The 23792-nt window shown below is 70.5% G+C and carries 28 protein-coding genes; 14 read left to right on the top strand and 14 right to left on the bottom strand.

Annotated elements, in window-relative coordinates:
- Nucleotide 1: 1 nt before the first annotated feature.
- From AB0N73_RS05145 to xseA, 5 genes are read right to left on the bottom strand one after another with little or no spacing between them, the layout of a single operon-like run.
- Nucleotides 2–1396: a class II fumarate hydratase gene (locus AB0N73_RS05145; protein ID WP_363561045.1), complete on the bottom strand. Its 1395-nt coding sequence runs from the start codon at nt 1394–1396 to the stop codon at nt 2–4.
- Between the two features lie 32 nt (nt 1397–1428).
- Nucleotides 1429–2037, bottom strand: coding sequence for a carbonic anhydrase (locus AB0N73_RS05150; RefSeq protein WP_363561187.1), 609 nt, complete (start codon nt 2035–2037; stop codon nt 1429–1431).
- Nucleotides 2038–2075: 38 nt separating this feature from the next.
- Nucleotides 2076–2714 (bottom strand): DUF4245 family protein, encoded by a 639-nt coding sequence (locus AB0N73_RS05155; protein WP_363561047.1) that lies wholly within the window; start codon nt 2712–2714, stop codon nt 2076–2078.
- The gene (locus tag AB0N73_RS05160) at nt 2714–2944 is read right to left on the bottom strand and encodes an exodeoxyribonuclease VII small subunit (protein WP_363561049.1); all 231 of its coding nucleotides are present in this window, start codon (nt 2942–2944) and stop codon (nt 2714–2716) included. Before AB0N73_RS05160 ends, AB0N73_RS05155 begins: the two co-directional genes overlap by 1 nt.
- Nucleotides 2945–2954: 10 nt before the next feature.
- Complete coding sequence (xseA, locus tag AB0N73_RS05165) at nt 2955–4259, bottom strand: exodeoxyribonuclease VII large subunit (protein WP_363561051.1); 1305 nt, start codon at nt 4257–4259, stop codon at nt 2955–2957.
- A gap of 118 nt (nt 4260–4377) precedes the next feature.
- Between xseA and AB0N73_RS05170 the strand changes: the two genes are divergently transcribed.
- From AB0N73_RS05170 to AB0N73_RS05180, 3 genes are read left to right on the top strand one after another with little or no spacing between them, the layout of a single operon-like run.
- Nucleotides 4378–5412 (top strand): 4-hydroxy-3-methylbut-2-enyl diphosphate reductase, encoded by a 1035-nt coding sequence (locus AB0N73_RS05170; protein ID WP_363561189.1) that lies wholly within the window; start codon nt 4378–4380, stop codon nt 5410–5412.
- A complete protein-coding gene (locus AB0N73_RS05175; protein ID WP_363561053.1) occupies nt 5409–6062 on the top strand; it encodes a DUF6264 family protein in 654 nt (217 codons plus the stop codon). Before AB0N73_RS05170 ends, AB0N73_RS05175 begins: the two co-directional genes overlap by 4 nt.
- Nucleotides 6063–6064: 2 nt before the next feature.
- Nucleotides 6065–6616, top strand: a complete 552-nt coding sequence (locus tag AB0N73_RS05180; protein ID WP_363561055.1) for an MOSC domain-containing protein — start codon at nt 6065–6067, stop codon at nt 6614–6616.
- 97 nt (nt 6617–6713) lie between these two features.
- Here the strand turns inward: AB0N73_RS05180 and fbaA are convergent, their stop codons facing one another.
- Entirely contained in the window at nt 6714–7745 is a 1032-nt protein-coding gene (gene fbaA / locus AB0N73_RS05185; RefSeq protein ID WP_363561057.1) for a class II fructose-bisphosphate aldolase, read from the bottom strand.
- 189 nt (nt 7746–7934) lie between these two features.
- On the opposite strand from fbaA, the gene glpX reads away from it, so the two are divergent.
- Both glpX and AB0N73_RS05195 read left to right on the top strand, forming a co-directional pair.
- A complete protein-coding gene (gene glpX, locus AB0N73_RS05190; protein WP_363561059.1) occupies nt 7935–8924 on the top strand; it encodes a class II fructose-bisphosphatase in 990 nt (329 codons plus the stop codon).
- A gap of 128 nt (nt 8925–9052) precedes the next feature.
- Nucleotides 9053–9289: a UDP-N-acetylmuramyl pentapeptide phosphotransferase gene (locus tag AB0N73_RS05195; protein WP_363561061.1), complete on the top strand. Its 237-nt coding sequence runs from the start codon at nt 9053–9055 to the stop codon at nt 9287–9289.
- A gap of 21 nt (nt 9290–9310) precedes the next feature.
- On the opposite strand, the gene AB0N73_RS05200 is transcribed toward AB0N73_RS05195, so the two are convergent.
- Nucleotides 9311–10288: an NAD-dependent epimerase/dehydratase family protein gene (locus AB0N73_RS05200; protein ID WP_363561063.1), complete on the bottom strand. Its 978-nt coding sequence runs from the start codon at nt 10286–10288 to the stop codon at nt 9311–9313.
- Between the two features lie 150 nt (nt 10289–10438).
- Between AB0N73_RS05200 and AB0N73_RS05205 the strand changes: the two genes are divergently transcribed.
- Together AB0N73_RS05205 and AB0N73_RS05210 are read left to right on the top strand one after the other, a co-directional pair.
- Complete coding sequence (locus tag AB0N73_RS05205) at nt 10439–10615, top strand: hypothetical protein (RefSeq protein ID WP_363561065.1); 177 nt, start codon at nt 10439–10441, stop codon at nt 10613–10615.
- A complete protein-coding gene (locus AB0N73_RS05210) occupies nt 10612–10767 on the top strand; it encodes a hypothetical protein (protein ID WP_363561067.1) in 156 nt (51 codons plus the stop codon). The genes AB0N73_RS05205 and AB0N73_RS05210 overlap by 4 nt, the downstream gene beginning before the upstream one ends.
- A 28-nt stretch (nt 10768–10795) precedes the next feature.
- On the opposite strand, the gene AB0N73_RS05215 is transcribed toward AB0N73_RS05210, so the two are convergent.
- Both AB0N73_RS05215 and AB0N73_RS05220 read right to left on the bottom strand, forming a co-directional pair.
- Entirely contained in the window at nt 10796–12106 is a 1311-nt protein-coding gene (locus AB0N73_RS05215; RefSeq protein ID WP_363561069.1) for a DNA recombination protein RmuC, read from the bottom strand.
- A 36-nt stretch (nt 12107–12142) separates the two neighbouring features.
- Nucleotides 12143–12730, bottom strand: coding sequence for a 3'-5' exonuclease (locus AB0N73_RS05220; protein WP_363561071.1), 588 nt, complete (start codon nt 12728–12730; stop codon nt 12143–12145).
- 583 nt (nt 12731–13313) lie between these two features.
- Here AB0N73_RS05220 and ychF point away from each other — a divergent pair.
- Nucleotides 13314–14387, top strand: a complete 1074-nt coding sequence (gene ychF / locus AB0N73_RS05225; protein WP_363561073.1) for a redox-regulated ATPase YchF — start codon at nt 13314–13316, stop codon at nt 14385–14387.
- 52 nt (nt 14388–14439) lie between these two features.
- Here the strand turns inward: ychF and AB0N73_RS05230 are convergent, their stop codons facing one another.
- Nucleotides 14440–14706, bottom strand: a complete 267-nt coding sequence (locus tag AB0N73_RS05230) for a Txe/YoeB family addiction module toxin (protein WP_363561075.1) — start codon at nt 14704–14706, stop codon at nt 14440–14442.
- On the bottom strand, nt 14703–14951 hold the full coding sequence (locus tag AB0N73_RS05235; protein WP_363561077.1) for a type II toxin-antitoxin system prevent-host-death family antitoxin: 249 nt from the start codon (nt 14949–14951) through the stop codon (nt 14703–14705). The genes AB0N73_RS05230 and AB0N73_RS05235 overlap by 4 nt, the downstream gene beginning before the upstream one ends.
- A 264-nt stretch (nt 14952–15215) precedes the next feature.
- Here AB0N73_RS05235 and AB0N73_RS05240 point away from each other — a divergent pair, with 264 nt between their 5' ends.
- The 3 genes from AB0N73_RS05240 to AB0N73_RS05250 are packed head-to-tail and all read left to right on the top strand — an operon-like array spanning nt 15216 to nt 17303.
- The gene (locus AB0N73_RS05240) at nt 15216–16310 is read left to right on the top strand and encodes a hypothetical protein (RefSeq protein WP_363561079.1); all 1095 of its coding nucleotides are present in this window, start codon (nt 15216–15218) and stop codon (nt 16308–16310) included.
- A 1-nt stretch (nt 16311) separates the two neighbouring features.
- Nucleotides 16312–16764, top strand: a complete 453-nt coding sequence (locus tag AB0N73_RS05245; protein ID WP_363561081.1) for a hypothetical protein — start codon at nt 16312–16314, stop codon at nt 16762–16764.
- On the top strand, nt 16761–17303 hold the full coding sequence (locus tag AB0N73_RS05250) for a hypothetical protein (protein WP_363561083.1): 543 nt from the start codon (nt 16761–16763) through the stop codon (nt 17301–17303). Before AB0N73_RS05245 ends, AB0N73_RS05250 begins: the two co-directional genes overlap by 4 nt.
- A gap of 50 nt (nt 17304–17353) precedes the next feature.
- Here the strand turns inward: AB0N73_RS05250 and AB0N73_RS05255 are convergent, their stop codons facing one another.
- Nucleotides 17354–17914: a DUF6578 domain-containing protein gene (locus tag AB0N73_RS05255; RefSeq protein WP_363561085.1), complete on the bottom strand. Its 561-nt coding sequence runs from the start codon at nt 17912–17914 to the stop codon at nt 17354–17356.
- A 131-nt stretch (nt 17915–18045) separates the two neighbouring features.
- On the opposite strand from AB0N73_RS05255, the gene AB0N73_RS05260 reads away from it, so the two are divergent.
- The 3 genes from AB0N73_RS05260 to AB0N73_RS05270 are packed head-to-tail and all read left to right on the top strand — an operon-like array spanning nt 18046 to nt 19706.
- Nucleotides 18046–18369: a PadR family transcriptional regulator gene (locus AB0N73_RS05260; protein ID WP_363561087.1), complete on the top strand. Its 324-nt coding sequence runs from the start codon at nt 18046–18048 to the stop codon at nt 18367–18369.
- Nucleotides 18366–19358, top strand: coding sequence for a hypothetical protein (locus AB0N73_RS05265; protein ID WP_363561089.1), 993 nt, complete (start codon nt 18366–18368; stop codon nt 19356–19358). The genes AB0N73_RS05260 and AB0N73_RS05265 overlap by 4 nt, the downstream gene beginning before the upstream one ends.
- A 12-nt stretch (nt 19359–19370) precedes the next feature.
- Nucleotides 19371–19706, top strand: coding sequence for a hypothetical protein (locus tag AB0N73_RS05270; RefSeq protein ID WP_363561091.1), 336 nt, complete (start codon nt 19371–19373; stop codon nt 19704–19706).
- A 60-nt stretch (nt 19707–19766) separates the two neighbouring features.
- On the opposite strand, the gene AB0N73_RS05275 is transcribed toward AB0N73_RS05270, so the two are convergent.
- Both AB0N73_RS05275 and AB0N73_RS05280 read right to left on the bottom strand, forming a co-directional pair.
- Nucleotides 19767–20414 (bottom strand): hypothetical protein, encoded by a 648-nt coding sequence (locus tag AB0N73_RS05275; RefSeq protein WP_363561093.1) that lies wholly within the window; start codon nt 20412–20414, stop codon nt 19767–19769.
- 193 nt (nt 20415–20607) lie between these two features.
- Complete coding sequence (locus AB0N73_RS05280) at nt 20608–23736, bottom strand: hypothetical protein (protein WP_363561095.1); 3129 nt, start codon at nt 23734–23736, stop codon at nt 20608–20610.
- Nucleotides 23737–23792: the final 56 nt, after the last annotated feature.

Genomic DNA, 23792 nt, shown 5'->3' on the forward strand with positions numbered 1-23792 from the left:
GCTAGCCGGCGTGGGTCATGGAGAGCAGATCGAGCTTCTCGTCGAGCTGCTGCTCGGTGATCTCGCCGCGCTCGACGTAGCCCAGATCGATGACGGCCTCGCGCACGGTGATGCCCTTGGCGACCGAGTGCTTGGCGATCTTGGCGGCCGCCTCGTAGCCGATCAGCTTGTTGAGCGGCGTGACGATCGACGGCGACATGCCGGCGTACGCGGCGGCGCGATCGAGGTTCGCCTCCAGGCCCGAGATGGTCTTGTCGGCGAGCACCCGCACCGTGTTGGCGAGAAGCCGGATCGACTCGAGCAGGGCGCTGCCCATGACGGGGATGGCCACGTTGAGCTCGAACGAGCCCGACGCGCCGGCCCACGCAATGGTGGCGTCGTTGCCGATGACCCGCGCGCACACCATGAGGGTCGCCTCGGGGACCACCGGGTTGACCTTGCCGGGCATGATCGACGAACCGGGCTGCAGGTCGGGGATGTGGAGCTCGCCGAGTCCCGTGTTCGGGCCCGACCCCATCCACCGCAGGTCGTTGTTGATCTTCGTCAGCGAGACGGCGATCGTGCGCAGCGCTCCCGACGCCTCGACGAGGCCGTCGCGGTTGGCCTGCGCCTCGAAGTGGTCCTTCGCCTCGGTGATCGGCAGCTCGGTGTCGGCGACGATGAGCTCGAGCACCTTCTGCGGGAAGCCGAGGGGGGTGTTGATGCCGGTGCCCACGGCCGTGCCGCCCAGCGGTACCTCGGCGACGCGGGGAAGGACCGCCTGCACGCGCTCGATGCCGAGGCGCATCTGGCGGGCGTAGCCGCCGAACTCCTGGCCGAGGGTGACGGGCGTTGCGTCCATCAGGTGGGTGCGCCCGGACTTGACTGCGTCCTTCCACAGCTCGGCCTTCTCCTCGAGCGCGACGGCCAGGTGGTCGAGCGCCGGGATGAGGTCGTCGATGAGCTCCTGCGTCACGGCGATGTGCACGGAGGTGGGGAAGACGTCGTTGGAGGACTGCGAGGCGTTGACGTGGTCGTTGGGGTGCACCGTGGCGCCGAGGTCGCGCGTGGCGAGCGTCGCGAGCACCTCGTTGATGTTCATGTTCGACGAGGTGCCGCTGCCGGTCTGGTAGACGTCGATCGGGAACTGATCGGCGTACTCTCCGGCGATGATGAGGTCGGCCGCGCGGGCGATCGCATCCGCGATGTCGCCGTCGAGCGTGCCCAGCTGCTTGTTGGCCTGTGCGGCGGCCTTCTTGATGCGGGCCAGCGCGACGATCTGCGAGGCGGGCAGCGAGGCACCCGAGATGGGGAAGTTCTCGACGGCGCGCTGCGTCTGCGCGCTGTAGAGAGCGGAGGCCGGCACGCGGACCTCGCCCATGGTGTCGTGCTCGATGCGGTATTCGATCTCAGTCACTGCTGTCTCCTCTGACGATGCGGGGTTCTGATTCAGGCGGCCGCGTCGGACGCGTCGCCCACGATGAAATCGGGGATGGCGGTGCCCTCACCGAGGCGGTAGTTGACGCCGACGATGGCGAGCGTGCCCGCGGCGACCGCGGCGCTGATGAGCTCGGACGACTGCAGGAGCTCGGTGACGGTGTCGCGCAGGTGCTCGCGGCCGACGTGCTCGGGATCGACGGTGGCGGCGTTGGTGCCGTCGACGCTCTGCACACGGCGCACCGCGGGGACGATCGGCGCGACCTGGCGCCAGATGCGCGGGGGCAGGGCGGGGGCGTCGACGGCGGTGCTGTCGATCGCTGCGCGCACGGCGCCGCAGGCATCGTGACCCAGCACGACGATCAGGGGGACGCCGAGCACCTCGACGGCGTACTCCAGGCTGCCGATGACCGAGTCCGAGATGACCTGGCCGGCGTTGCGCACGACGAAAAGGTCGCCGAGCCCCTCGTCGAAGATGATCTCGGCGGCCAGCCGCGAGTCGGAGCAGCCGAACAGGGCCGCACGGGGACGCTGGCCCCCTGCGAGCTCGTGCCGGCGTTCGACGTCCTGACGCGGATGACGCGGGGCGCCCGAGACGAAGCGGGCATTGCCCTCCAGCATCTCTGTCCACACCTGACGGGGGGTCGGCTGATTCTCGGTCACGGGTTCTCCTCGCGAAGCTGCATGATCTGATCGGTCACGGCGCTGGCGAGCGACGCCGCGGTGTCGGCATCGGCCGTGCCGAAGATGAGGACCTGGTCTACGCCGGCGTCGGTGGCGAGGGCGTACGAGATGTTGCCCGCGCGCGAGGGATCCGAGATCTCGTAGCGATCCCACGCGATGCCGTCGATGGTGACGCTGCCGCTGGGGCTCGCGCCCGACAGCATCCGCGAGACCCAGGCCGGGTCGGGCTCGAAGCCCTGTGCGATGTTCACGTAGCTCGTGGAATCCGGCACATAGACGATCGTGAACGCCCCGATGTCGTCGCCGTCGATCTTTGCGGAGTTGACGCGCCAGTCCTCGGGGACGTCGGGAGAGATCACGGTGCGGCCGTAGACCTCGGAGAATCCGGCGGCCGTCTCGGCGACGTCGATCGGCGGGGCTTCGGCGAGCTGCCCACGGGGGACGGCGAAGATGATGACCGCGACGACGGCGAGGGTCGCGAGCAGGGCGGCGATGAGGTTGCGGAACGTCTGGCTGGACCGGTAGATCCGCGACGACTCGGCCTTGCGCGCCGCCGTCTCGTCGGCGGTCTCGGGGCGACCCAACTCGGCGACGACCCGCGACCCGCGTGCCATCAGGCGTCGCCCTCGGCGACCGACCGGGCGGCCTCGAGGCGGCGCTTGGCGCCCAGCAGCCACTCCTCGCAGCGGGCCGCGAGCGCTTCGCCGCGTTCCCACAGGGCGAGCGAGTGCTCCAGCGTGGGCGAGCCCTGCTCGAGCTCTGCGACGACCGTCACGAGTTCGTCGCGGGCCTGCTCGAAAGACAGGGAGGCCACGTCGACGACGGCTTCTTCCGGCACGGGCATGGCTCCCATTCTAGGCGTCGGACGCGGATGCCGCGGCGCCCGCCGTCTCGGCCACCTCGCCCGTCGAGCGTGCTCCGAACGACCCGCGGCCGACCGTGACGACCACGTCGGTGCCCGAAGGCACCTGCGTGGCGTCGCGGACGATGACGCCGCCGGGCACGTGGGCGATCGCGTAGCCGCGCTCGAGCGTCGCGCCGGGGGAGAGGGCGCGCAGCGACGCGCGCAGCTCTGCCGTCTGGCGTCCGGCGCGCGACAGCATCCGATCGATCGTGTCGCGACCGCGCGCCGTCGCGAGCTCGACCTCGTGGGCGCGGCGTTCGAGCATCGCGTCGGGGGTGCGCAACGCCGGACGGGACCGCAGCTGCTCCAGCTGTGCGATGTCGTGCGAGACCCGCAGGCTCAGGCGCGAGCCGAGTCGTGCCCGGAGCTGCCGCACGAGCGCACGTTGCTCGCTCACATCCGGCACGACGCGCTTGGCGGCGTCGGTGGGAGTCGAGGCGCGGAGGTCTGCGACGTCGTCGAGGAGCGGGTGGTCGTTCTCGTGCCCGATCGCGGAGACGACCGGCGTCGTCGCCTCGGCGACGGCGCGGAGCAGGCGCTCGTCGCTGAAGCCGAGCAGGTGCTGCGGGTCGCCGCCGCCGCGGGCGATGATGATGACGTCGACGTCGGGATCCGCGTCGAGGGTGCGCAGGGCCGCGATCGTCTCGGGCACGCACCGGTCGCCCTGGACGGCGGCGTAGGCGGTACGGAAGCTCACCTGCGGCCAGCGCAGCTCGGCGTTGCGGTGGACGTCCTTCTCGGCATCGGATCGCTCACCGGTGATGAGGCCGATGGTGTGCGGCAGGAACGGCAGCGGTCGCTTGCGCGCCGGGTCGAAGAGTCCCTCCGCGCGCAGGGCGGCGCGCAGCTTCTCGATGCGCTCCAACTGGTCGCCGAGGCCGGTGTGGCGCATGGTCGACACCAGCACGCTGAAATCGCCGGTGCGCACGAAGTAGTCGGCCTTGACGTTGGCGATGACCCGATCGCCCACCTTCAGGTCGTCGGGGAGGCGCTGCAGGGTCGACGACCAGATGCGGAATCCGACGCTCGCTTCGGCGCTGGCGTCTTTGAGGCGACCGTAGACGTTGCCGCCGCGGACGTTCCACGACGTGACCTCGCCCTCGACCCACACCGAGCCCCACGACGAGACGAAACTGCGGATGGTCTCGTTGTAGCGGGCGACCGATGTCGGGGCGTCCTTCGTCGCATCGCGCGGGTGCACCTCGTCGGGCGCGGGGGCGCCGACGGCCTGCGGGTCGGGCTCGAATCGCGTCATGCGTCCTCCAGGGGTGGCCGCCGCATCGGCGATCGTCGTGGCCTCGGCGCCGGCTGGGCCGCTGTTCAGGGGCCGCCGGTAGAATCGGCGGGTGACCTCAGCCACCGTGCAACTGCCCGTGCCCCGGATTCCCGGTCGCCGCGGTCGTCTTCAGGATATCCCGGTGGTCGGACACAAGCGGGTGCTGCTCGCGGCGCCCCGCGGCTACTGCGCCGGCGTCGACCGCGCGGTCATCGCCGTCGAGAAGGCGCTGGAGCGCTACGGCGCGCCCGTCTACGTGCGCAAGCAGATCGTGCACAACGTGCACGTCGTGCGGGAGCTCGAGGAGAAGGGCGCCGTCTTCGTCGACGAGGTCGACGCCGTCCCCACCGGCGCCCACGTCGTCTTCAGTGCGCACGGCGTCTCGCCCGCCGTGGTCGCGGCGGCCGCCGACCGCGAGCTGCAGGCGATCGATGCCACCTGTCCGCTCGTGACCAAGGTGCACCGCGAGGCCGTCCGCTTCGCCCGTGACGATTTCGAGATCCTGCTCATCGGGCACGACGGTCACGAAGAGGTCGAAGGCACCGCCGGTGAGGCCCCCGACCACGTCACGGTCGTCAACTCTCCCGACGACGCCGACACGGTCGTCGTGCGCGACCCCGAGAAAGTCGTGTGGCTCTCGCAGACCACGCTCTCGGTCGACGAGACGATGGAGACCGTCCGGCGCCTGCGGGTCCGCTTCCCGCAGCTGCAGGACCCGCCCTCGGACGACATCTGCTACGCCACCCAGAACCGTCAGGTGGCCATCAAGAAGGTCGCCGAGAAGGCCGACCTCGTCATCGTCGTCGGCTCGGCGAACTCGTCGAACAGCGTGCGACTGGTCGACGTCGCCCTCGAATACGGAGCCAAGGCCGCCTATCGCGTGGACTACGCCGACGAGGTGCGCCAGGAGTGGCTCGACGGCGTCGAGACCGTGGGTGTGACCAGCGGCGCCTCGGTGCCCGAGGTGCTCGTGCAGCAGGTGCTCGAAGACCTGGCCGGCGCGGGCTACCGCGACGTCGAGGAAGTGAAGACCGCCGAGGAGGACCTCATCTTCTCCCTGCCCAAGGAACTGCGTCAGGGGCGCGACGGCCGCGCCGACGGCCGCGCGCTCGGCGGACGGACGCGCTCGTGACCGCGCCCGACGAACGGCCCCGCCCCCAGTACGGCGAGTACGCGACGCCCGAGGAGCAGCAGGCCCGCATCCGCCAGCCCGACGCGACGCTGGCCCTCGACACGGGTCAGACGCCCGGTGCCGTGGCGCCCGAACCGCCCGTGCGACCTATCGCAGGGCAGCCCGCGCAGCCGCCCGCCGGACCGCCCCCCGGCCCCGCCGTCGCCCCCACGGGCGCCGCGCCCGCCGCATCCGCCGCCACGACGACGCGCTCGCCGCAGTCGGTGGCGATCGATCGCCTCGTGACGTTCGTGCTGCTCGGGTACGGGCTCTTCCAGGTCATCGGCTTCATCAGCGGCGTCGCCAACTTCCCGGTCTTCGCCGCCGACATGCTCACCACCCTCGACGGCGACGCGAGTGTCATCCCCGCCGGCTTCGGGATGGGATGGGGCATCGCCGCGGCGCTGGTGGCCGGTGTCGGCTGGCTGGCCGCCGCCGTGCTGTCCTGGCGACGACTGCGGAAGGGGCGGGTGACCTTCTGGGTTCCGTTGACGATCGGCGTCATCGGGATCACGCTCTCCGTCGTCCTGGTGTGGATCCCGATCGTCTCGGATCCCGCCGTCTTCGCCGCCTTCGCGGACGCATCCATGGCGTTCTGGGGCACGTTCTGACCATGGCTCGCGTCTTGGCGGTCTGCGCCGTGCGCGCCCTCCGGCCGGACGCCGGCACGGTCGGTGTGACCGCGATCGACAAGGCGCCGCTGGACGGGGCCGTGCGGATCGGTCCCTACGGTGTGCGCTCCGACGTCCAGGCGAGCCGCAAGCACCACGGCGGACTCGACAAGGCCGTCTACGCCTACGCCCAGGAGGATGCGGACTTCTGGCAGCAGGAGCTCGGTCGGGACCTGCCCCCGGGCTGGTTCGGCGAGAACCTGCGCACCGAGGGCATCGACGTGAACGCGGCACGCATCGGCGACCGGTGGCGGATCGGCGAGCGGCTGGAGCTCGAGGTCACGATGCCGCGCACGCCGTGCGCCACCTTCGCGCGCTGGATCGGTGCGCCCCACGAGCGCGGCTGGGTCAAGCGCTTCGGCGCCGAACGTCGGCTGGGTCCGTACCTGCGCGTCGTCCGCGCCGGCGACGTGCAGGCCGGAGATGAGCTGACCCTCTCATTCCGCCCCGAGCGCGCGCCGGGACTGCTCGACGCCTACGCGTCGCCCGCCTGAATCCTGTCGCGTCGGCCCTCCGCGCGCGGCGCGGTTCGCCGGCGCGAAACGACGAATGCCCCGGCCGAGGCCGGGGCATTCGTGCGTGGAGCGACGGTCAGACGCCGAGCGACTTGCCGGCCGAGCCGAGCTGCTGCGTGGCCTCGACGACGCGAGCCGCCATCGCGGTCTCGGCGATCTTGCCCCAGGCGCGCGGGTCGTAGGCCTTCTTGTTGCCCACCTCGCCGTCGACCTTGAGCACGCCGTCGTAGTTGGCGAACATGAAGCCGGCCACCGAGCGCGTGAACGCGTACTGGGTGTCGGTGTCGATGTTCATCTTGATGACGCCGTTGGCGACCGCGAGGGCGATCTCCTCGGAGGTCGAGCCGGAGCCGCCGTGGAACACGAGGTCGAGCGGCTTCGGGCCGGTGCCGAACTTCGCGGCGATGCCTTCCTGGATCTCGCCGAGCAGCTCGGGGCGGAGCTTGACGTTGCCGGGCTTGTAGACGCCGTGCACGTTGCCGAACGTGAGGGCCGAGATGTAGCGGCCCTTCTCGCCCAGACCCAGCGACTCGACGGCCTTCGTGACGTCGGCGACGGTCGTGTACAGGGCGTCGTTCGAGCCCTCGTGCTGGACGCCGTCCTCTTCGCCGCCGACGACGCCGATCTCGACCTCGAGGATGGCGTTGATGTTCTTGAGGCGGGGGAGCAGCTCCGCCGCGATCTCGATGTTCTCATCCAGCGGAACGGCGGATCCGTCCCACATGTGCGACTGGAAGATCGGCTCGCCGCCGGCCTTCACCTGCTCCTCGGATGCCTCGAGCAGTGGCAGCACGAAGTCGGCCAGCGCGGGCTTGGGGCAGTGGTCGGTGTGGAGGGCGACCGTGATCGGGTAGTTCTTGGCGACCTCGGTGACGAACTTGGCGAACGCCAGGGCGCCGGTGGCGCGGCCCTTGACGGTGTGGCCGGCGAAGTAGTCGGCACCACCGGTGGTGACCTGGATGATGCCGTCCGAACCGGCCTCGGTCAGTCCCTGCAGGATCGCGTTGACCGACTGCGAGCTCGCCGCGTTGATGGCCGGGTACGCGAAACCACCGGCCTTCGCGCGGTCCAGCATGTCGGCGTACTGATCGGGAGTGGCGACGGGCATGTGAGCTCCTAAGCTGTGGGCAATGCTTCCTCCCCAGTCTAGCGACGAGGGCCGTCGAGCCCCGGGCGGGCGGCGTGAGAAACCCCGCCGCGGCGGCGGAAATGCGCTCCGCGAAAGAACCCGCATTCCTTCCACGCTTTTCACCTGAAATTTCCCGGGACCATCACGGATGCTGGCTACGCTGGCGACATGGTGAGCATCTCCGCCGACATGAGTCCGCTGCATCCCGACCGAAACCTCGCGCTCGAACTCGTGCGCGCGACCGAGGCCGCGGCCATCCGCTCGGTGCCCTTCATCGGGCGCGGACGCAAGGAGGACGCGGATGGGGCCGCCGTCGACGCCATGCGCGCGTTCTTGTCGACCGTCGCGTTCGATGGCCGCATCGTGATCGGCGAGGGCGAGAAGGACAACGCGCCCATGCTCTTCAACGGCGAGCACGTCGGCACGGGCAAGGGGCCGCAGTGCGACATCGCGGTGGACCCGATCGACGGCACGTCGCTCACGGCGGCCGGCCGCAACAACGCGCTGTCCGTCATCGCCGTCTCCGACCGTGGCACGATGCTCGACGCGTCGAGCGTCTTCTACATGGACAAGATCGTCACCGGTCCCGCCGGCGTCGGAGTGGTCGACATCCGCCTGCCGATCGGCGAGAACATCCGGCTGCTCGCGAAGGCGCTCGGCAAGCCCGTCGACGAGCTGGTGGTCTCGGTGCTGCACCGTGAACGCCACGAGCGGCTGATCGAAGAGATCCGCGAGGCCGGAGCCGGCACTCGACTCATGAGCGACGGCGACGTCGCCGGCGGCATCAACGCCGCCCGGCACAACGCGCGCACCGACATGTGCGTCGGTATCGGCGGCAGCCCCGAGGGCATCGTCACGGCGTGCGCCATCAAGGCGCTGGGCGGCCACATCCAGGGGCGGCTCTGGGCGCGCGACGACGACGAGAAGCAGCGCGGCATCGATGCCGGCTTGAAGCTCGACGACCACGTGTACGAGGCCGACGAGCTCGTGAAGGGCGACAACACGATCTTCGTGGCCACCGGCGTGACCGACGGTCAGCTGGTGGCCGGGGTGCGGCGCGAGGGCGGCTTCGTCTACACCGAGAGCGTCGTGCTGCGGGGGGCGTCGGGGACGCTTCGCCGGATCACGTCGGAGCACCTCACCTCGAAGTGGCTCTGAGCGCGCACTCGATCTCGGTTTGGTGTCAAGGGGGCGCGCGCCCCGGGCGAATCGCGGGGGCTCTGGCAGACTAGACGGGTCGTATCACCGTCGATATCGATCTCTGCACTGAGTCGAAGGGACGAACGATGTCCACACCCGCTGAGAATCCGCATCCGCCCACCGGGGCATTGGCCGTGGTCGCCAACGCGGTCGCCGCGAACGCCGCCGTGACGCACACCGACCCCGCACGCCGCCCGGACGTGCTGTTCCGCGTGCGTCGCGAAGAGGGGCACCAGCCCAGCGCCTGGTGGAGCATCGGCGCCTTCGTCGTGGTCTCGGGGATCGTGCTCGTGCTGTTCAGCTTCGTTCCCGGCGGCGCCTGAGCGCTCGCCGCCCCTCCTCGCTCAGGCCAGATCGCGGAGCAGGGCGCGTTCCTCCTCGTCGGTGAGGCCGGCGCCCGTCACCACCGGCCCGCCGTCGATGGTGTCGCGGAGCGTCTCCTCGAGCGGTCGCCGGACGAGGCCGTCGGCAACGGCCCGTTCTACGGAACGCGCGTTCATCCCGTACCAATCGCGGTCGGCGAGCCACAGCGGCAGTGACCGGGGGCCCGCCCATTGCGCGACACCCTCGGCGATCAGCCGGTCCTCACCGGCGGCGACGATCGACCCTCGGTGACCGGCGGCGCGTTGCGCCGTCGCGAGGTGGGCGGGAAGCAGCAGGGACGCACCGGCGGCGTCGTAGGCACCGGCGCCGTGGCCGCTCGCCAGGTGCACGAGCCAGGCGGCGAGGTCGCGGACATCGAGCAGGGCTGTGGGAAGCTGCGGCGCGTCCGGCGACAGGACGGCGCCGTCGGATGACGAGGGCCGTGCGAAGCGCCGTGGCCAGTAGGTCGACCGTCCGGTGGGATCGCCGGGCCCGCCGATGAGACCGGGCCGGACGAGGGCCGACCGGTCCGCACCGAATGCCGCGACGACGGCCTGCTCGCCGGCGACCTTCGCCGAGCCGTAGTCCTCGAGGGACGCCATCTCATCCGCATCCAGCGGTGGAAGCAGTGGCGCCGTCTCGTCGGCGCCGATCGTCGACTGGTCGGCGTAGACGTTGCAGGTGGAGACGAACACGTAGCGCCCGGCGGCATCAGCGAGCGCACGCGTGGCCCGTCGGACGTGCCCGGGTTCCCGGGCGACGTCGATCACCGCATCCCAGGTCTGACCGTGCAGCGGCGCGAGGCCGTCCGGATCGTCGCGGTCGATGCGGATGCGCTGCGCGCCGGCGGGGATCCCGTCGCCGCGTGTCGCGCAGGCGACCGCGTGTCCGGCGTCGAGGGCTGCCTGCGCTGTGGTGCGACCGAGCCAGGCCGTGCCACCGAGGACGAGGAGTCTCATGCCCCCATCGTGGGTGCGGGGACGCGCCTTGGCGAGGGTGTTCCGCGACGGGCGAACGGAGCCCGCACACCTCGGCGTCGCGTGCAAGCCCTGTACGAACGGGCCGCTGCGGGCGTGGACTGGGGCTCACGAACGACGGAGGGACACCACATGGCGCAACTGAAGCGCGTACTGCTGATCGGCGGCGCAGGGCTCGTCATCTACTGGGCATCGCGTACCTGGCTGCGCCGCGCGGGTGCGGCGGTCGTCGTCGCCCGCACGGTGTGGCGTGACCCCAAGGTGAAGAAGCTGCGGCGCAAGATCGAGAAGAAGGTGGCCAGAGCATGAGCGACGACCGACCCGTCCCCGGCCCGCCCAAGACGGCGGGCGGCAAGCAACAGGGCGATCAGCCGACGAAGGACGATGCCTCGACCGGATCGGAATCTCCCGAAGAGGGCGCCGCGGCCGAGCAGACGGCCGAGGACGCCCGCATCGACTGAGGGCCACGGGCGACGCCCGAGGACCGCGTCAGGCCTCGCGTCGCCCGTCGGCGGCGGAAGGCTGCGGGGCGTCGTGTCCGCGTGATTCCGGTTCCTCGTCGGTCACCTCGGCGCCCGCGCCGGTGGCCTCGCGCACGGCGTCGAGCGCGGCCGTGAACTCCGGGGCGCTCAGACGCCGCGGCACGGTCTCGACGACCGCCGGGGGAGTGACCGCGTCGAGCTTCGTCTCGTCGATGCCGGGGAAGCGTCGGGCGCTGACCAGCACGCGCGTCTCGAGCGATCCGACGAAGCGGTTGTAGCTGTCGACGGTGCGCTCTAGGCCGCGTCGCAGGTCCTCGACGTGGCCGGTCATGGCGCCGAGGCGCTCGTAGAGCTGGGTGCCGAGCGTGAACAACTCGCGCGCGTCGTCGGAGACCGCCTGCTGGGTCCACGTGTAGGCGACGGTCTTGAGCACAGCCCAGAGGTTCACGGGGGAGGCGAGTGCCACCCGCTGGCGGAACGCGTAGTCGAGCAGCGCCGGGTCGTCCTCGAGGGCCGTCGACAGTAGCGACTCGTTCGGCACGAAGCACACGACGAACTCGGGGCTCGCATCGAGGCCGGCCCAGTACTGCTTCTTGGCGAGCGCGTCGATGTGCGCGCGCAGCGCCTTGACATGACGGTCGCGCAGCGCGCGGCGTCGGACGGCGTCGTCGCCCGAGGCCGTGTCGGGGATCGCATTCGCTTCGAGGTAGGCGTCCAGCGGCACCTTGGCGTCGACCGCGATCGCCTTGCCACCGGGAAGTCGGATGACCATGTCGGGGCGGCCGGCACCCGCATCCGTCGAGATCGACGACTGGATGTCGAAGTCGACGTGCCGCGTCAGCCCCGCCGCTTCGACGACGCGCCGCAACTGGGTCTCGCCCCAGACGCCGCGCGTGCTGGTGGAGCGCAGGGCGCTCGAGAGCGATGCGGTCGTCTCGCGCAGCAGTTCGTCGGACTCGTGCGCGCGGCGCAGTTGTTCGGTGAGCGCCCCGTACTGGGCGTGCCGCTCGCGTTCGAGGTCGTCGACCTTCTGTCGCACCTGCACGAGCGTGTCGCGCACGGGCGCGAGCGCCGCGACGACGGACTGGTCGCGGCGGTCACGGTCATCGCGTTCACGCTGATCGGAGCGGGTGCGCTCCACGATCTCCCGGTAGACGGCACCCTGGCGGTCGAGCTCGGCGCGCGCACTCGCGGCGTTGGCCTCGGCCGCCGCCGCGCGGGCCGAGACGGCGGCCGTCCGGGACTGCGCGGCGAACCACCCCAGGGCCACGCCGGCGGCCAGGCACAGCACGGCGACGATGACGGTCACGAAGTCCATGACCTCAGGATGCCGGGAGCCCCCGACATCGACGGCTCACGCGGCCGCAGCCACCGCGGATTCGATCGCTCCGACGCGGATCCCGGCCGCATCCGCGAGGGCGTCGAGGTCATCGCACTGCCAGCGGGTGGCGGCGTCGATGACGATGTGGGCGCAGGCCAGGGCGTCGGCGGTCGCGTCGTGGTGGGCGAAGCCGACGAAGCCCGCCTCGGCGGCGACGGCGGGGAGGCGGTACGAGGGCAGGTCGTAGGTGCGGCGGGCGAGTTGCAGGCTGCAGGCATAGCGATACGGCGGGCAGATGTCGCCGGTGGCCTCGCAGGCGCGGCGGAGCACAGCCATGTCGAAGCCCGCGTTGTGGGCGAGCAGGGTGTCGGCGCCCGCGAAGGCGGCGATGTCGTCGAGCTGCTCGCTCCAGGTCTTGGCCGTCAGAACATCCTCGGGACGGATGCCGTGGATGCCGATGTTCAGCTCGAAGAACCGGTCGTGCCCGGCGGGCGGCTGGATCAACCAGCCCGCGGTCGCGACGACCCGGCCGTCGCGCACCCGGGCCAGACCCACCGCGCACGCGGACGCATTCGAGGAGTTCGCCGTTTCGAAGTCGATCGCGGTGAAGTCCAGGGCCACGCTGCCAGCCTGACCCGCCGCATCCACGGGTCGGGCGAGGCGCGCCGGGGTGTGGGCGTGTCGCGTGGGCGGCGCGGGTGGTTGTGGTTGTGGGGCGTTGCGGCTTTCGCGGCTTTCGTGCGCGCTGAGCGGAGGAGATCCACCGAGCGGAGGATCGATCTGCCGCATCCCGTCCTCCGCTCGCTCGATCTCCTCCCGCGGATGGCGGGGCGATCGGATGTGGCGAGCACAGCGGGGCGATCGGATGTGGAGGGGATGGCGGAGCGCGAGGAGTTCGGGGGAGCGGGCGGTGGGCGGGAGGCGTGGGTGGGAGCCGAAGAGTCCGCCGAGCGGCAGCGTGCGTCGCGGGGGCGCCGAGCGGAGGAGATTCGCTGAGCGGAGGATCGATGTGCGGCATCCGGTCCTCCGCTCGCTCGATCTCCTCCCGTGGGTGGCGGGGCGATGGGTGGCGGGGCGACGTGATGTGGCGCGAATGGCGGGGCGATGGGATGTGGATGGGCTGGCGAGGGCGCGACGCCTAGAGGAACGGGGGAGGGGAGCAGGGCGACGGGCGCGGGGCCGGCGCCACGTAGACTGGGGTCCCGTGGCACTTACCATCGGAATCGTCGGTCTCCCTAACGTGGGCAAGTCCACGCTCTTCAACGCACTGACCAAGAATCAGGTTCTCGCGGCGAACTACCCGTTCGCCACGATCGAGCCGAATATCGGGGTCGTGAATCTGCCCGACCCGCGGCTGGTGAAGCTCGCCGAGGTCTTCGGCAGCGAGCGCATCCTGCCGGCGACGGTGTCGTTCGTCGACATCGCGGGCATCGTGCGCGGCGCGAGCGAGGGTGAGGGTTTGGGCAACCAGTTCCTCGCTAACATCCGCGAGGCCGACGCGATCGCCCAGGTAGTACGCGGCTTCGCCGACGACGACGTGGTGCACGTCGATGGCGCGGTGAATCCCAAGAACGACCTCGAGACGATCAACGCCGAGCTCGCGCTCGCCGATCTGCAGACGCTCGAGAAGGCGATCGCGCGTTACGAGAAGGAGGTGCGCGGCAAGAAGCTCGACCCCTCGGTGCTCGAGGCCGCGACCGCCGCGAAGGACGCGCTCGAGCGCGGCAACCTGCTGTCGGGCTCCTCGATCGACCTCACCCCCATCCGCGAGCTCGGTCTGCTGACCGCCAAGCCGTTCATCTACGTCTTCAACGTGGATGAGGCGGTGCTGACGGATGACGCACGCAAGGCGGAGCTGTCGGCCCTCGTCGCGCCGGCACAGGCCGTGTTCCTCGACGCGAAGATCGAGTCGGAGCTGATCGATCTCGACCCCGAGGAGGCCGCTGAGCTGCTGGCCTCGACCGGACAGGACGAGTCGGGTCTCGACCAGCTGGCGCGCATCGGCTTCGACACGCTGGGTCTGCAGACCTACCTCACCGCGGGGCCGAAGGAGTCGCGCGCGTGGACGATCCCCAAGGGATCGAAAGCCCCGCAGGCGGCCGGTGTGATCCACACCGACTTCGAGAAGGGCTTCATCAAGGCCGAGGTCATCTCGTTCGACGACCTCGTCGCGACCGGCTCGGTCGTCGAAGCCCGCGCCAAGGGCAAGGCCCGGCTCGAGGGCAAGGACTACGTCATGCAGGACGGCGACGTGGTGGAGTTCCGCTTCAACAACTGAACGGGCTGTTTTGCCCCGGAACGACGCGGGCGTTGGCTAACAAGTAGTCGATTCAGTAGTGGTAGCGCGCCTGCAGGATCGTGATGTGGGTGTCACTCGCGATGTAGACGAGGCGATTCGCCTCGTCGATGCGACGTGACCAGGCGCCGGCGAGGGCGTGCTTGAGGGCTTCGGGTTTGCCGATTCCCTCGAATGGATCGCCGCGGAGTATGTCGGCGATGAGCTGGTTGATGCGGCGCAGTGTCTTGCGGTCCTGCGTCTGCCAATAGAGGTAGTCCTGCCACCCCTCGGCTGTCCAGGCCAGCTTGCGGTCGCTCACGGCTCGAGAAGGTCGCGTTCTTCGATCTCGCCGTCGCGAGCGCTTGCCAGGGCGCTCAGGAGGCGACGGGCGTTCTCGGGGGAGCGGAGCAGATAGCTCGTCTCGACGAGGGAGTCGTACTCGTCTTTCGACATGAGCACGGCGGAGCCTCGCTTCGAGGTGATCTCGATCTCCGTGTGGTCGAGGTTGACGCGCTCGATGAGGCCGAAAAGGTCGCGGCGTGCCTCGCTTGCGGTGATGGCCATGAGTCCTCCCGGAGTTGTACCGAAAATGGTACCACTCGCCGAACGCCGAGTGGCTGGTCCGCCGCGTGATGAAAGGGTCTTGAGCAGGGCTGCCGGGCCGTTTCGCCCCGGATTTACGCGGGCGTCGACGATCCCGTCCGCCGAGACCCCCGAAGGATCGCACGACGATCCCGACGTGCGTGCGTGCCGAGCGCCCTGTGGAAACGTCTGCGAAGCCGTGGAGGCCGCTGTGTAGGCTGACCACGAAACCGGGGGGAGACGCGCATGACCATCGAGGTCGACACATCCGTCGTTCGCGGTGGGGGCGAGGCATCCGGGCAGCTTGCGGCCGATGGGAATCGGGCGCTGGAGTACTTCGATGCCAACATCGACACGTCGCAGTCGTGGGTCGCCGGCGCGTTGATGGACTGGCTCCTTGCCGAGCACAGTTCTTTTGCGGTGCAGGTCGAGTCCGGGCTCCTGCGCTCCAAGGCGTTGATGGTCGCAACGCAGAGCGCGTTGGATGATGTCGCGCAGCGCTTCGATGACACCGAGCACGACGCCCAGGTCGATGTTCGCGACCTCTTCGCCGACCTCGACCCCTCGGCGGCGACCGTTCCGCTGGACGCCAGCTCGTCCCGTCAGAGCCTCGCCTTCACCTCACCCGTCGGTGCACTCGTGGCGCCGGAGTCCTCACTGGCAGATCCGGCCTTCCAGGTTGTCTGGGGCGTCATCAACTGGCCCGACTACCTTTCGTTGTCCTTCTGGGCTCGCCAGATCATCAACGGCGTGATCCAGCTGGTCCAACCGGGATGGACCGGCGGTCAGGACGTTTTCGAGTTCCTCGCCCAGAAAATCAGCGGCGACTGGGACAAAGTCGCGCTGGCAGGTAGCGCCTTCGGCCATATGGGTGAGTTCTTCGCAGAGCTCTCCGCGGCTGTTCAGAACCTCGCCGTCGACGTCTTCGCCGCCTGGACGAGCGGCGACGGCGCAGACCGTGCGGGAGAGTACTTCGCGGAGCTGGTGGCGGCGTTCGCAGCTCAGCCTGAGGTCTACGGCGATCTTGAGGCGAAGTACACCAACGCTGCGTGGGCCGCGTTCGGGGCGTGCCAGGCCATGCTCTCGGCGATCGACGCCCTCGTCGATGCGGTGATCGCCGCAGCTATGGGGGTGTCGTCGGTCGCCGAGGCCATCGCCGCACTCTTCACCCTCGGTGGGATGGCTCCCGCCGCCATCGTCTCGGCGGTGATCGCGGCCGTGGAGGCATTCTCCGCCGCGTGGGGCGTGATGATGACCGCTACCTCGACGGCCATCGCGGCCGGTGCGACCCTCGGCTCCGCGACCACGGCCATTGAGTTCGTTCCGCTTCCGGAGGCCTGACGTGGACCGACCCGACGTTTCCCCTGCACTACTGCGCAACACAGGCGACGACTTTGCGCGGCAGCTCCAGGCGCGGCTCATCGAGCTCGCCGACGCGACGGACGACGCGGCGTACGCCAGCCGACTGCGTCTGGTCGCGAGCGGGAAGCGACCGCTGCGCACCCTGCTGGCGGACCCGCAGTGGCGTGCGTCCTTCGGTTCCCAGATGCAACTTCTCGCGGACCCGCCCGAGCCGCTCGACGAGGAGCGTCGTCGAGCGCTCGACGACGCCGTCGCCGAGGCGCGTCGGCATATGGTGCGCCCTACGGAAGATCAAGTGGTCTCCGATGCTGCCGATGTCATGCGCCGTGCGCGTCTGGTCGACGAAACCATCCGCGAAGATGAGCTCAACGGGTGGACATATGTGCACGACACCGGCGACGGGACCGGGGAACCCGCCGCGGGGGATCGATGACCTCTGACCTGACGCTGGTGGTGCGCTACGACGAGTCCGGCCGAGCTGCCGTCGAGCAGACGCTTCGGCGCCTCGTGCGCCGGCAGGGCATCCTGCTGGTGATCCTCGGGATGCTGTTCGGGCTCCTCGTGCTCGTGCCCCTCATCGCTGCGGCGACCGCCGCCGACGGCATCAACGCGCCCCTCATCTTCGCCGCGGTCGCGCTGCTCCTGGTCCCCACCGCGCTCGGAGCGCTGGGAGTGCGTCAGCTTCGGCGGCAGCCGCACGTGCCCGAGGTCGCGGTGACGATCACCCCCGACGCCGTGCTCTTCCCGGCTCTCGACCGGCCGTCGGCACTGGCACCCCGGATCCGTGCCGAGGAGTGGAGCCGGGAGGGAACCAGCGCCGAGATCATCCCCGCATCGGGCCTGCAGGCGGCGCGCGTGGAGTTCATCCGGGAGGACGGCGGCCGTCGGCGCCGGCGCTCGATCGCCGCTGACAACATCGACGTCGACCCCCGGGTCATCGTCGATGCGCTGACCCGCCCGCACGCCCCGTAGTCGATCGCCCCGCAGTCGATCGCCGCGTCAGGGACGGTCCGCGTTCACGACTAGGTCGCCGCAGCGCCCTCATCGACGTCGACGAGCCACCCCGCGATGCTCCGTGTTCGCGCTTCCGCCGGTGGCTCCGCGTCGGCCGGCGGTGCGTCATCCGACTCGTCGACCGCCTTCTCTCCTGCTCGCCGCACACCCTGCATCTCGTGAAGCTCAGCGGAGTCGGGCACGGGTTCGGACACCGTCACGTATCGGCTCGGTCGGCTGACGGCCATGAAGCCGTTGCCGACGGTCGAGACGATCGGCCATTCCTCGCCTGCCGCGGGCGCGACGGCGTCGCGCGGTGCGCCGTGTCCGGGACGACGGAGCTCGCGCCGCTCGACGAACCCCTGCGACACCGCGTGCACGGCCGTGACGATGCCCGAGACGCGATCGGTGAACTCGACTTCGTGATGCGACTCGACCGCGTCGACGGTGCTCGACAGAGCGGCGCCCAGTGTCTGCGTGAACCAGTCCTCGAGCTCGCGGGATGAGATCCCGAAGTCGACGTGGTCGCCGACCGCGAACGGCTCGCCGCAGCACGCCCACTCCCAGGTCGATAGCCACACGCGCGTCATGGTTCCTCATCCCCTCGCCGAGCAGATCGCTCGCGAACGAGGGTATCGCGCGGCGGCCGTGGAGCGACGGATGCTGAGCGTCACCCCGGAGAAGCGCGCGCAGACTGTTCTAGATATATAGAATAAGCGCCATGCCAGGTCTCACCCGGGTCACCGTTCCCACCCTCGACGTCGTGCGCGTGCTTCTGGATGCGCGAGAGCCGGTCTGGGGGCTGGCCCTTGCGAAGGCTGTCGAGCGGGCGCCGGGCACCGTCTATCCGATCCTGTCGCGCCTGGAAGATCTGGGATGGATCACGGGGGAGTGGGAGGGCGACTCGGCGCATACGGGTCCGCGTCGGCGGTACTACCGCCTGACCGACGTGGGGCGTGTAGAAGCCGCCGCCGTCGTGGCGGCACGCCAGCCCCGAGCGGTCGCGTCAGCGACGCCGCGCCTGGCGTTCGGACTCGGGCGATGAACGGCGCGCGGTTCCTCGTGGCCGTCGCGGTGTGTCTTCTGCCGCGAGCGCGGCGCCAGACCCGCCGCGAGGAGTGGCTCGCCGACCTCGCCGGCGCGGAGGAGCTCGGTATCTCCCGGCGCCAGGTGGCATGGGGCGCGCTCGTGTCGGCCACATCCGAAGGAGCGCGCGCGGTGTCACCGCGTCGCATCGTCGTCGTCGCGTCGATCGCCGTCGGGGCGGTCGTCGTGGGGGCGCCGGCGGCGGCGATCGCGGTGATGATCACCGAGAGCGCGCGAGGGGTCGTCACGACGGTCGAGACCACCGAGGGCACGCGCGAGGTGTTCTGGCGGGACTATCCCGGTGTCCCCGAGTTGGAGCCGTCCGAGGTTCTGGCGGGCCCGTCGCTCGAAGAGGGCGAGGCCTCGGGGCGCGCGCTCATGCAGGAGATCGAGGACGCGCTCTCGGCCGAGTTCGGCCTGGAATGGGCGCCGCCGCCGACGCCTAACGGCGACGACATCGCCTTCCCCGCACAGAACTACTACGGCGGCACCTCGATGCTCTCGACGCTCAACATCAACAGTCGACAGTCCACGACGGTGCCGGCGACCTGGGGTGAGAAGGAGCGGGTGCTGGCGATCATCGCTGAGGTGGCCGCGCGCCACGGCTACGGCGAGCTGACGCTCGATCACGACCGAGGCGACATGACGGATGCCGAGCTCGCCGAGGCCTTCGGGTCCGCGATCCCGGCGGAGTCGGTGACGGTGGCGGGCTCACTCGACGGAGAGAGCGGCCAGTGGCTGTGGTTCACGATCACCGATCTGTCGCTCGACCGGGACGGTCGGTTCACCGAGCAGGCCGAAGGCTCGGAGGAATACGGCTGGCAGCCGAACGCGATCTCGTTCCTCTACGGCGCCAACGCGCTGCTCCCGGAGGCGGATCGCGCGGAGTTCGAACGCCGCCTCGAGCCCTACGCGGGGCTCACACGCCCCGAACCGCTGCCCAGCTGAGCGGGTGTGGATATGACGCAGGAGGTCCCGCAGCGCCGCACCATCCGGCTGTTCCCCGACTACTCACGCGACTGGCCGTTGTGGGAGAACTCCACTCCGACCTGGGACGTCGGCTACACGACGACGCCTGAGATGTACGGGCTGTCTGCCGAGCTGACGCGAGACATGGCCGCGTGGAATGCGCTGTGGGAGGCGCACTTCGATCCGATCGAGGGGTGGGACAACGCCGACAACGCGGACCGGTGGCGGGACGAGGGCGCCGGTATCGCCGCGCGTCTGCGCCGCGAGGTGGCGGCCTTCGCAGACGTGGTCTACGAACCGTGGCCCATCGGAAGCCGGACCGAGTGAGCGCGCCCCGGCGGCGTGCGGGGAGCGTGCTGACGTGAGCGGATCGAGTTCGATCCCGGGTTAGCTGCTGCCGCCGACCTTGGTGCCGCTGGGCCGGGTGATGTCGTATACCTCGGTGATCCCGGATGGCTCGGGCGCGGGGGTGAACAGAGCGACAGGCAGCGGATCGAGGGCCGTGCAGTCAAGGTCATGAAGCGCGAGGGTCGAATCGACTTTCACAAGTCCCCCCGAATCCCGTGTCAGTCTGTATGCGATACCCCTCGCGGTGAGATCGTCAGCGGGTTTGCCGGATTCCGTGGTCCAGTCGGTCGCTACACAGCCTCGTACTTCTGCCGCGTCGTCGTCCTTGCCGTCGTATCCGACCCTGACCTCGACGGGAACGAAGGGGAGTGGCCCGGGGTACAGGTCGGTGGCCCCATGCTGGGAAACGTCGGTGATGGCATCCGAAGCGACGCGATTGATGTACGTCTGTGTCGCCGTCTGTGCGAACTCGGGGATGCTGAAGTCGAGCCGATTGCGGGCTACCGCCTCCGCCTCGAGCTCCGCACGCACGCCCTGTACCCACGGGTCGGCTTCCAGCGGACCGGCTGGGGTGCCGTCCTCCCACGAGACCGCCGGGAACTCCAGCGGCTCCTGCTCGGCCGCACAGGAGGTGAGACTGCCGGCGGCCAGGCCGAGCGCGACGACGCACACGGCGGCGACAAGCACCCTGTTCCGTCCGTGGCTCGAGAAGCGGTATCTGCGCATGCTGCCCCTCCCATGACGCGCACCAGACGAATGGCCTTCGCTCTCTGGTGCCCCTCAACGCTATCGGCTCGTGCGCTCAGCGGGCGGTAGCCAGCGAGGGTGCCGAATCGACGGCTCGTCGACCGTGGAACCTGGGACGCGTGCCCGCCCGGACTCAGCCGAGCGTCGTCCGCGCTCGCCGTCTTCCCGCCCAGACGAGACCGGCTCCCAACAGGAGCAGCGCACCGACGATGCCGAGCGAGGCGGGAACCGGAACCTCGGCGCCGGTGGTCGCGAGGCCCGCGGCGGCCGCCTGGATGCGGACGGACGTCTCGGACGCCGCGGTGTCGTAGCTCGCCGGAAGGAACTCGACACGGAGCTGCCCGCCCGCTCGGCCTGCCGCATCCGCCGGGACGTCGACCGTGCCCGTTCCGTCGAGGACGAAGCCCTGTGCGATCAGCTCGTCACCCGCCCAGACGCGGACGTCCCCGCTCGGCTGGTCGCCGGCGAACCGCGCCGTCTTGCCCTCGTCGTCGATGGATGCGGCGACGTCGAGGCCGATCGTGGCACCCCGCGGTGCCGATGGGACGGCCGAGACGGTGGAAGGTCGCTTCTCGACCGTGGTCGTCCACGTCGCCGACCTGGTGTCGGCGAAGCCGGGGTCTCCCTCGAACGACGCCTGCAGCACGTGCGCGTCGGCGCTGAGGACCGACAGGGGGAGAGCCCAGCTCAGCGAGCGGCCGTCGACGCCGGGGACCGCATCCGCGTCGGAGAAGAGGAGGAGTTCGTGATCCTGCTCGGACCGCAGCGAGAGCGTGCCCGACGGCGCGCGGTCGCCGCTCACCGCGCGGGCGGTGAAGACGATCTGGCCATCGGCGTCGGCGACCAGGGTGTCGAGGGCGCCCTGGACATCGAGCTCGACCCCGGTCTCGCCGTAGGCCACGGTCTGCCGGTCGGACTCGCTCGGCAGGGTCACGCCGTCGACGCCGAGATATGCGGCGCGCACCCGGTTGCTCATGCCGTCGAGGTGCACACCGCCGAGGGTCGCGGTGCCCTCGACCACCGGGGCGTGCCCGATGAGAAGCTCATCGTCGTAGAACGCGACGAGCCCGCCGTCGACGCGTTCGATCCCGTCGCCGCGTACCTGGGCCTTCAGCTGCAACGGCTCTCCCGCGGTCAGCTCCTCGTCATCCGTCGCGGCCGCGCGCCGCACCCCCGCCGCATCCGCGTCGTCGGCGGACGCCGCGAGCGTGACGGACGTCGAGTCCGCGGGCACCGTGAACGTGTGCACCGGGCCGACGCCGCCGTCGACGACAGCCTCGCCGCCGGTGGTCTCGATCGGGGTGAACACGGCCTGCACGGTGTGCTCGCCCGGGGTGAGCGGTGGCAGCGCGAGACCCCACCCGGAGTGGTCGTACGTGGCGTAGCCGGCGTACGTGTTGTCGTAGTAGTAGTGGACGACGTAGCGGTTCTCTTCGCCGCCGCCCGTCCAGTACGTGCGCTGGATGACGACCTTGCCGGGCTCATACCCGCTCGGGGGCCGGTCGTAGGCGACCTCTTCGGTGCCGGTCCAGTGCCAGTCGGGCCCGGTCGGCCACTCCCCCTCGTCGACGGGTGTCTCCGGCGGCGGCGGGGGCGCATCGACGACGAGGTCGACGGGCGCGCCGCAGTCGATGCCGATGTCGCCCTGCGGCGTCGTCGCGTCGACACGCGTCTGGGAGGACGACCGCCACAGGGTCTTCGTCTCGTGGAACACGAGGCCGATGTCTGTGGTGTCCGGCGCATCCATGCGGATGGCGACGCACCGCGCGTTCTCGGGAAGCGAGGCGGAGCGCAGCAGCGGAAGCGTCGCGACGGTGTCGTCGAAGGTACGGGGCGGGTTCGCGCGCACCTCGATGCTGTGCCCGTCGAGGTCGACCGCGCTCGACCCGACGAGGGCATCCCAGCGAGCGACGAGCAGGAAGGTGCCGTCCGCCTGACGACGCACCTGCGTCGTCACGGTGGTCGTGGCCTCGACGCTCTCGATCAGGTGCACGATCTGCCCGCCGCGGGCGGTGGGGATGTCGGGCGTGTACGCGATCGTGATGTTCTCGTAGCCCATGTACTCGTCGTCGTCGCTGCGGTCGATCACGTTGATCTCGCTGATGTGCGCGAGCGCATCGATGCTCCATCGGCCGACACCGTTCGGCGTGGTGAGGATGGGGGTGCCGTCCTCACGTCCGATCGTGATCGTGCCGGGCAGCGGCTGGCCGGTCTCGGCGCTCACGACGCGCACGATGAGCGGGTTGTTGGGGCGGTCGGCCGTGATCACGGGGGTGTGCTTCTCCTGCCACCGCAGCGTGATCGACTGTCCGCTGCGCGAGGGGCGCGCCTCCCGGTCGGCGCAGTTGCCGCAGATGCTGGGGGAGAGGTAGTTGCTGCCGCCCTGCCCGCCGCCGGCCGAGGTGAAGTCGTCGCGGAAGAAGCCGTGGTCGATGCGGTCGGGGCCGCCGCCGTCGCCCGCGGTCACGCCTCCGCCGCCTCCGCCGCCCCCGGCGTGACGGAAGAGGTCTTCGCCTTGCGGCTCGGCGCCACGGCTGTTCGTGCCGACGGTGGCGCACAGCGCCCCCGCGCTGAGCGCCGTGCCGCGCACCCATGCGCGGGCATCGCGGCCCGGTTCCCCGCCCCGGTAGGCCGCGTTCGCGAGGACGCTGCCGACGCTCCACACGCGGGATTCACCGCTGCCGCCGCCTCCGCCGCCGGCGACGGCCAGCACCTCGGCATCGCTGTCGCAGCGCGCTCCACCGGCGCCCGCGATGATGGCGGTGGCATCTCCGCCATTCGCCCCGCTCTGTCGCGCCGCCTTCCACGGCCACGCCCAGATGTCGGCCTCACCGGGGCGCAGCGCCGGGAGCCCGATGCCCGCGCCGCCGGCGAGCGACGCGAAGGACTGGGCGTTCTGCGCGCCGAAGACGAAGGACCACTGCTCGCCGGCCGGGCGCGTGGCGCTGAAGTCGAACGCTGCCGCGGCGCCCCCACCCTGCAGACCGGTGCCGGGTGCCCCCACGACGGTGACGTCGATGGCGCCGGCGATCGCTGCTGGCACCGTCCACGACTTCGCCGGTGTCGACGGGGTGATCGTGAGCGAGCGCTCGAGCGTGACGATGTCGGTCGGGGGAGTCGCCGCCTGCGCTGAGGGCGAGATGCCGGACACGAGGCCGGAGCCGGCGATGAGCGCACCGCCCGCGACGAGCGCCAGCAGGCGGGTCCGCGCGGCGCGAACGGACAGAACGGACGCCGCGGCCCCCGTGACACGTGCGAACATCCCTTGCCCACTCCCGGTGAAAGGGCGGCGCGCTCCCACAGCGGCCGTCCCCGTCC

It is taken from the genome of Microbacterium sp. NPDC089189 (assembly GCF_040685095.1).
Classification (GTDB): domain Bacteria; phylum Actinomycetota; class Actinomycetes; order Actinomycetales; family Microbacteriaceae; genus Microbacterium.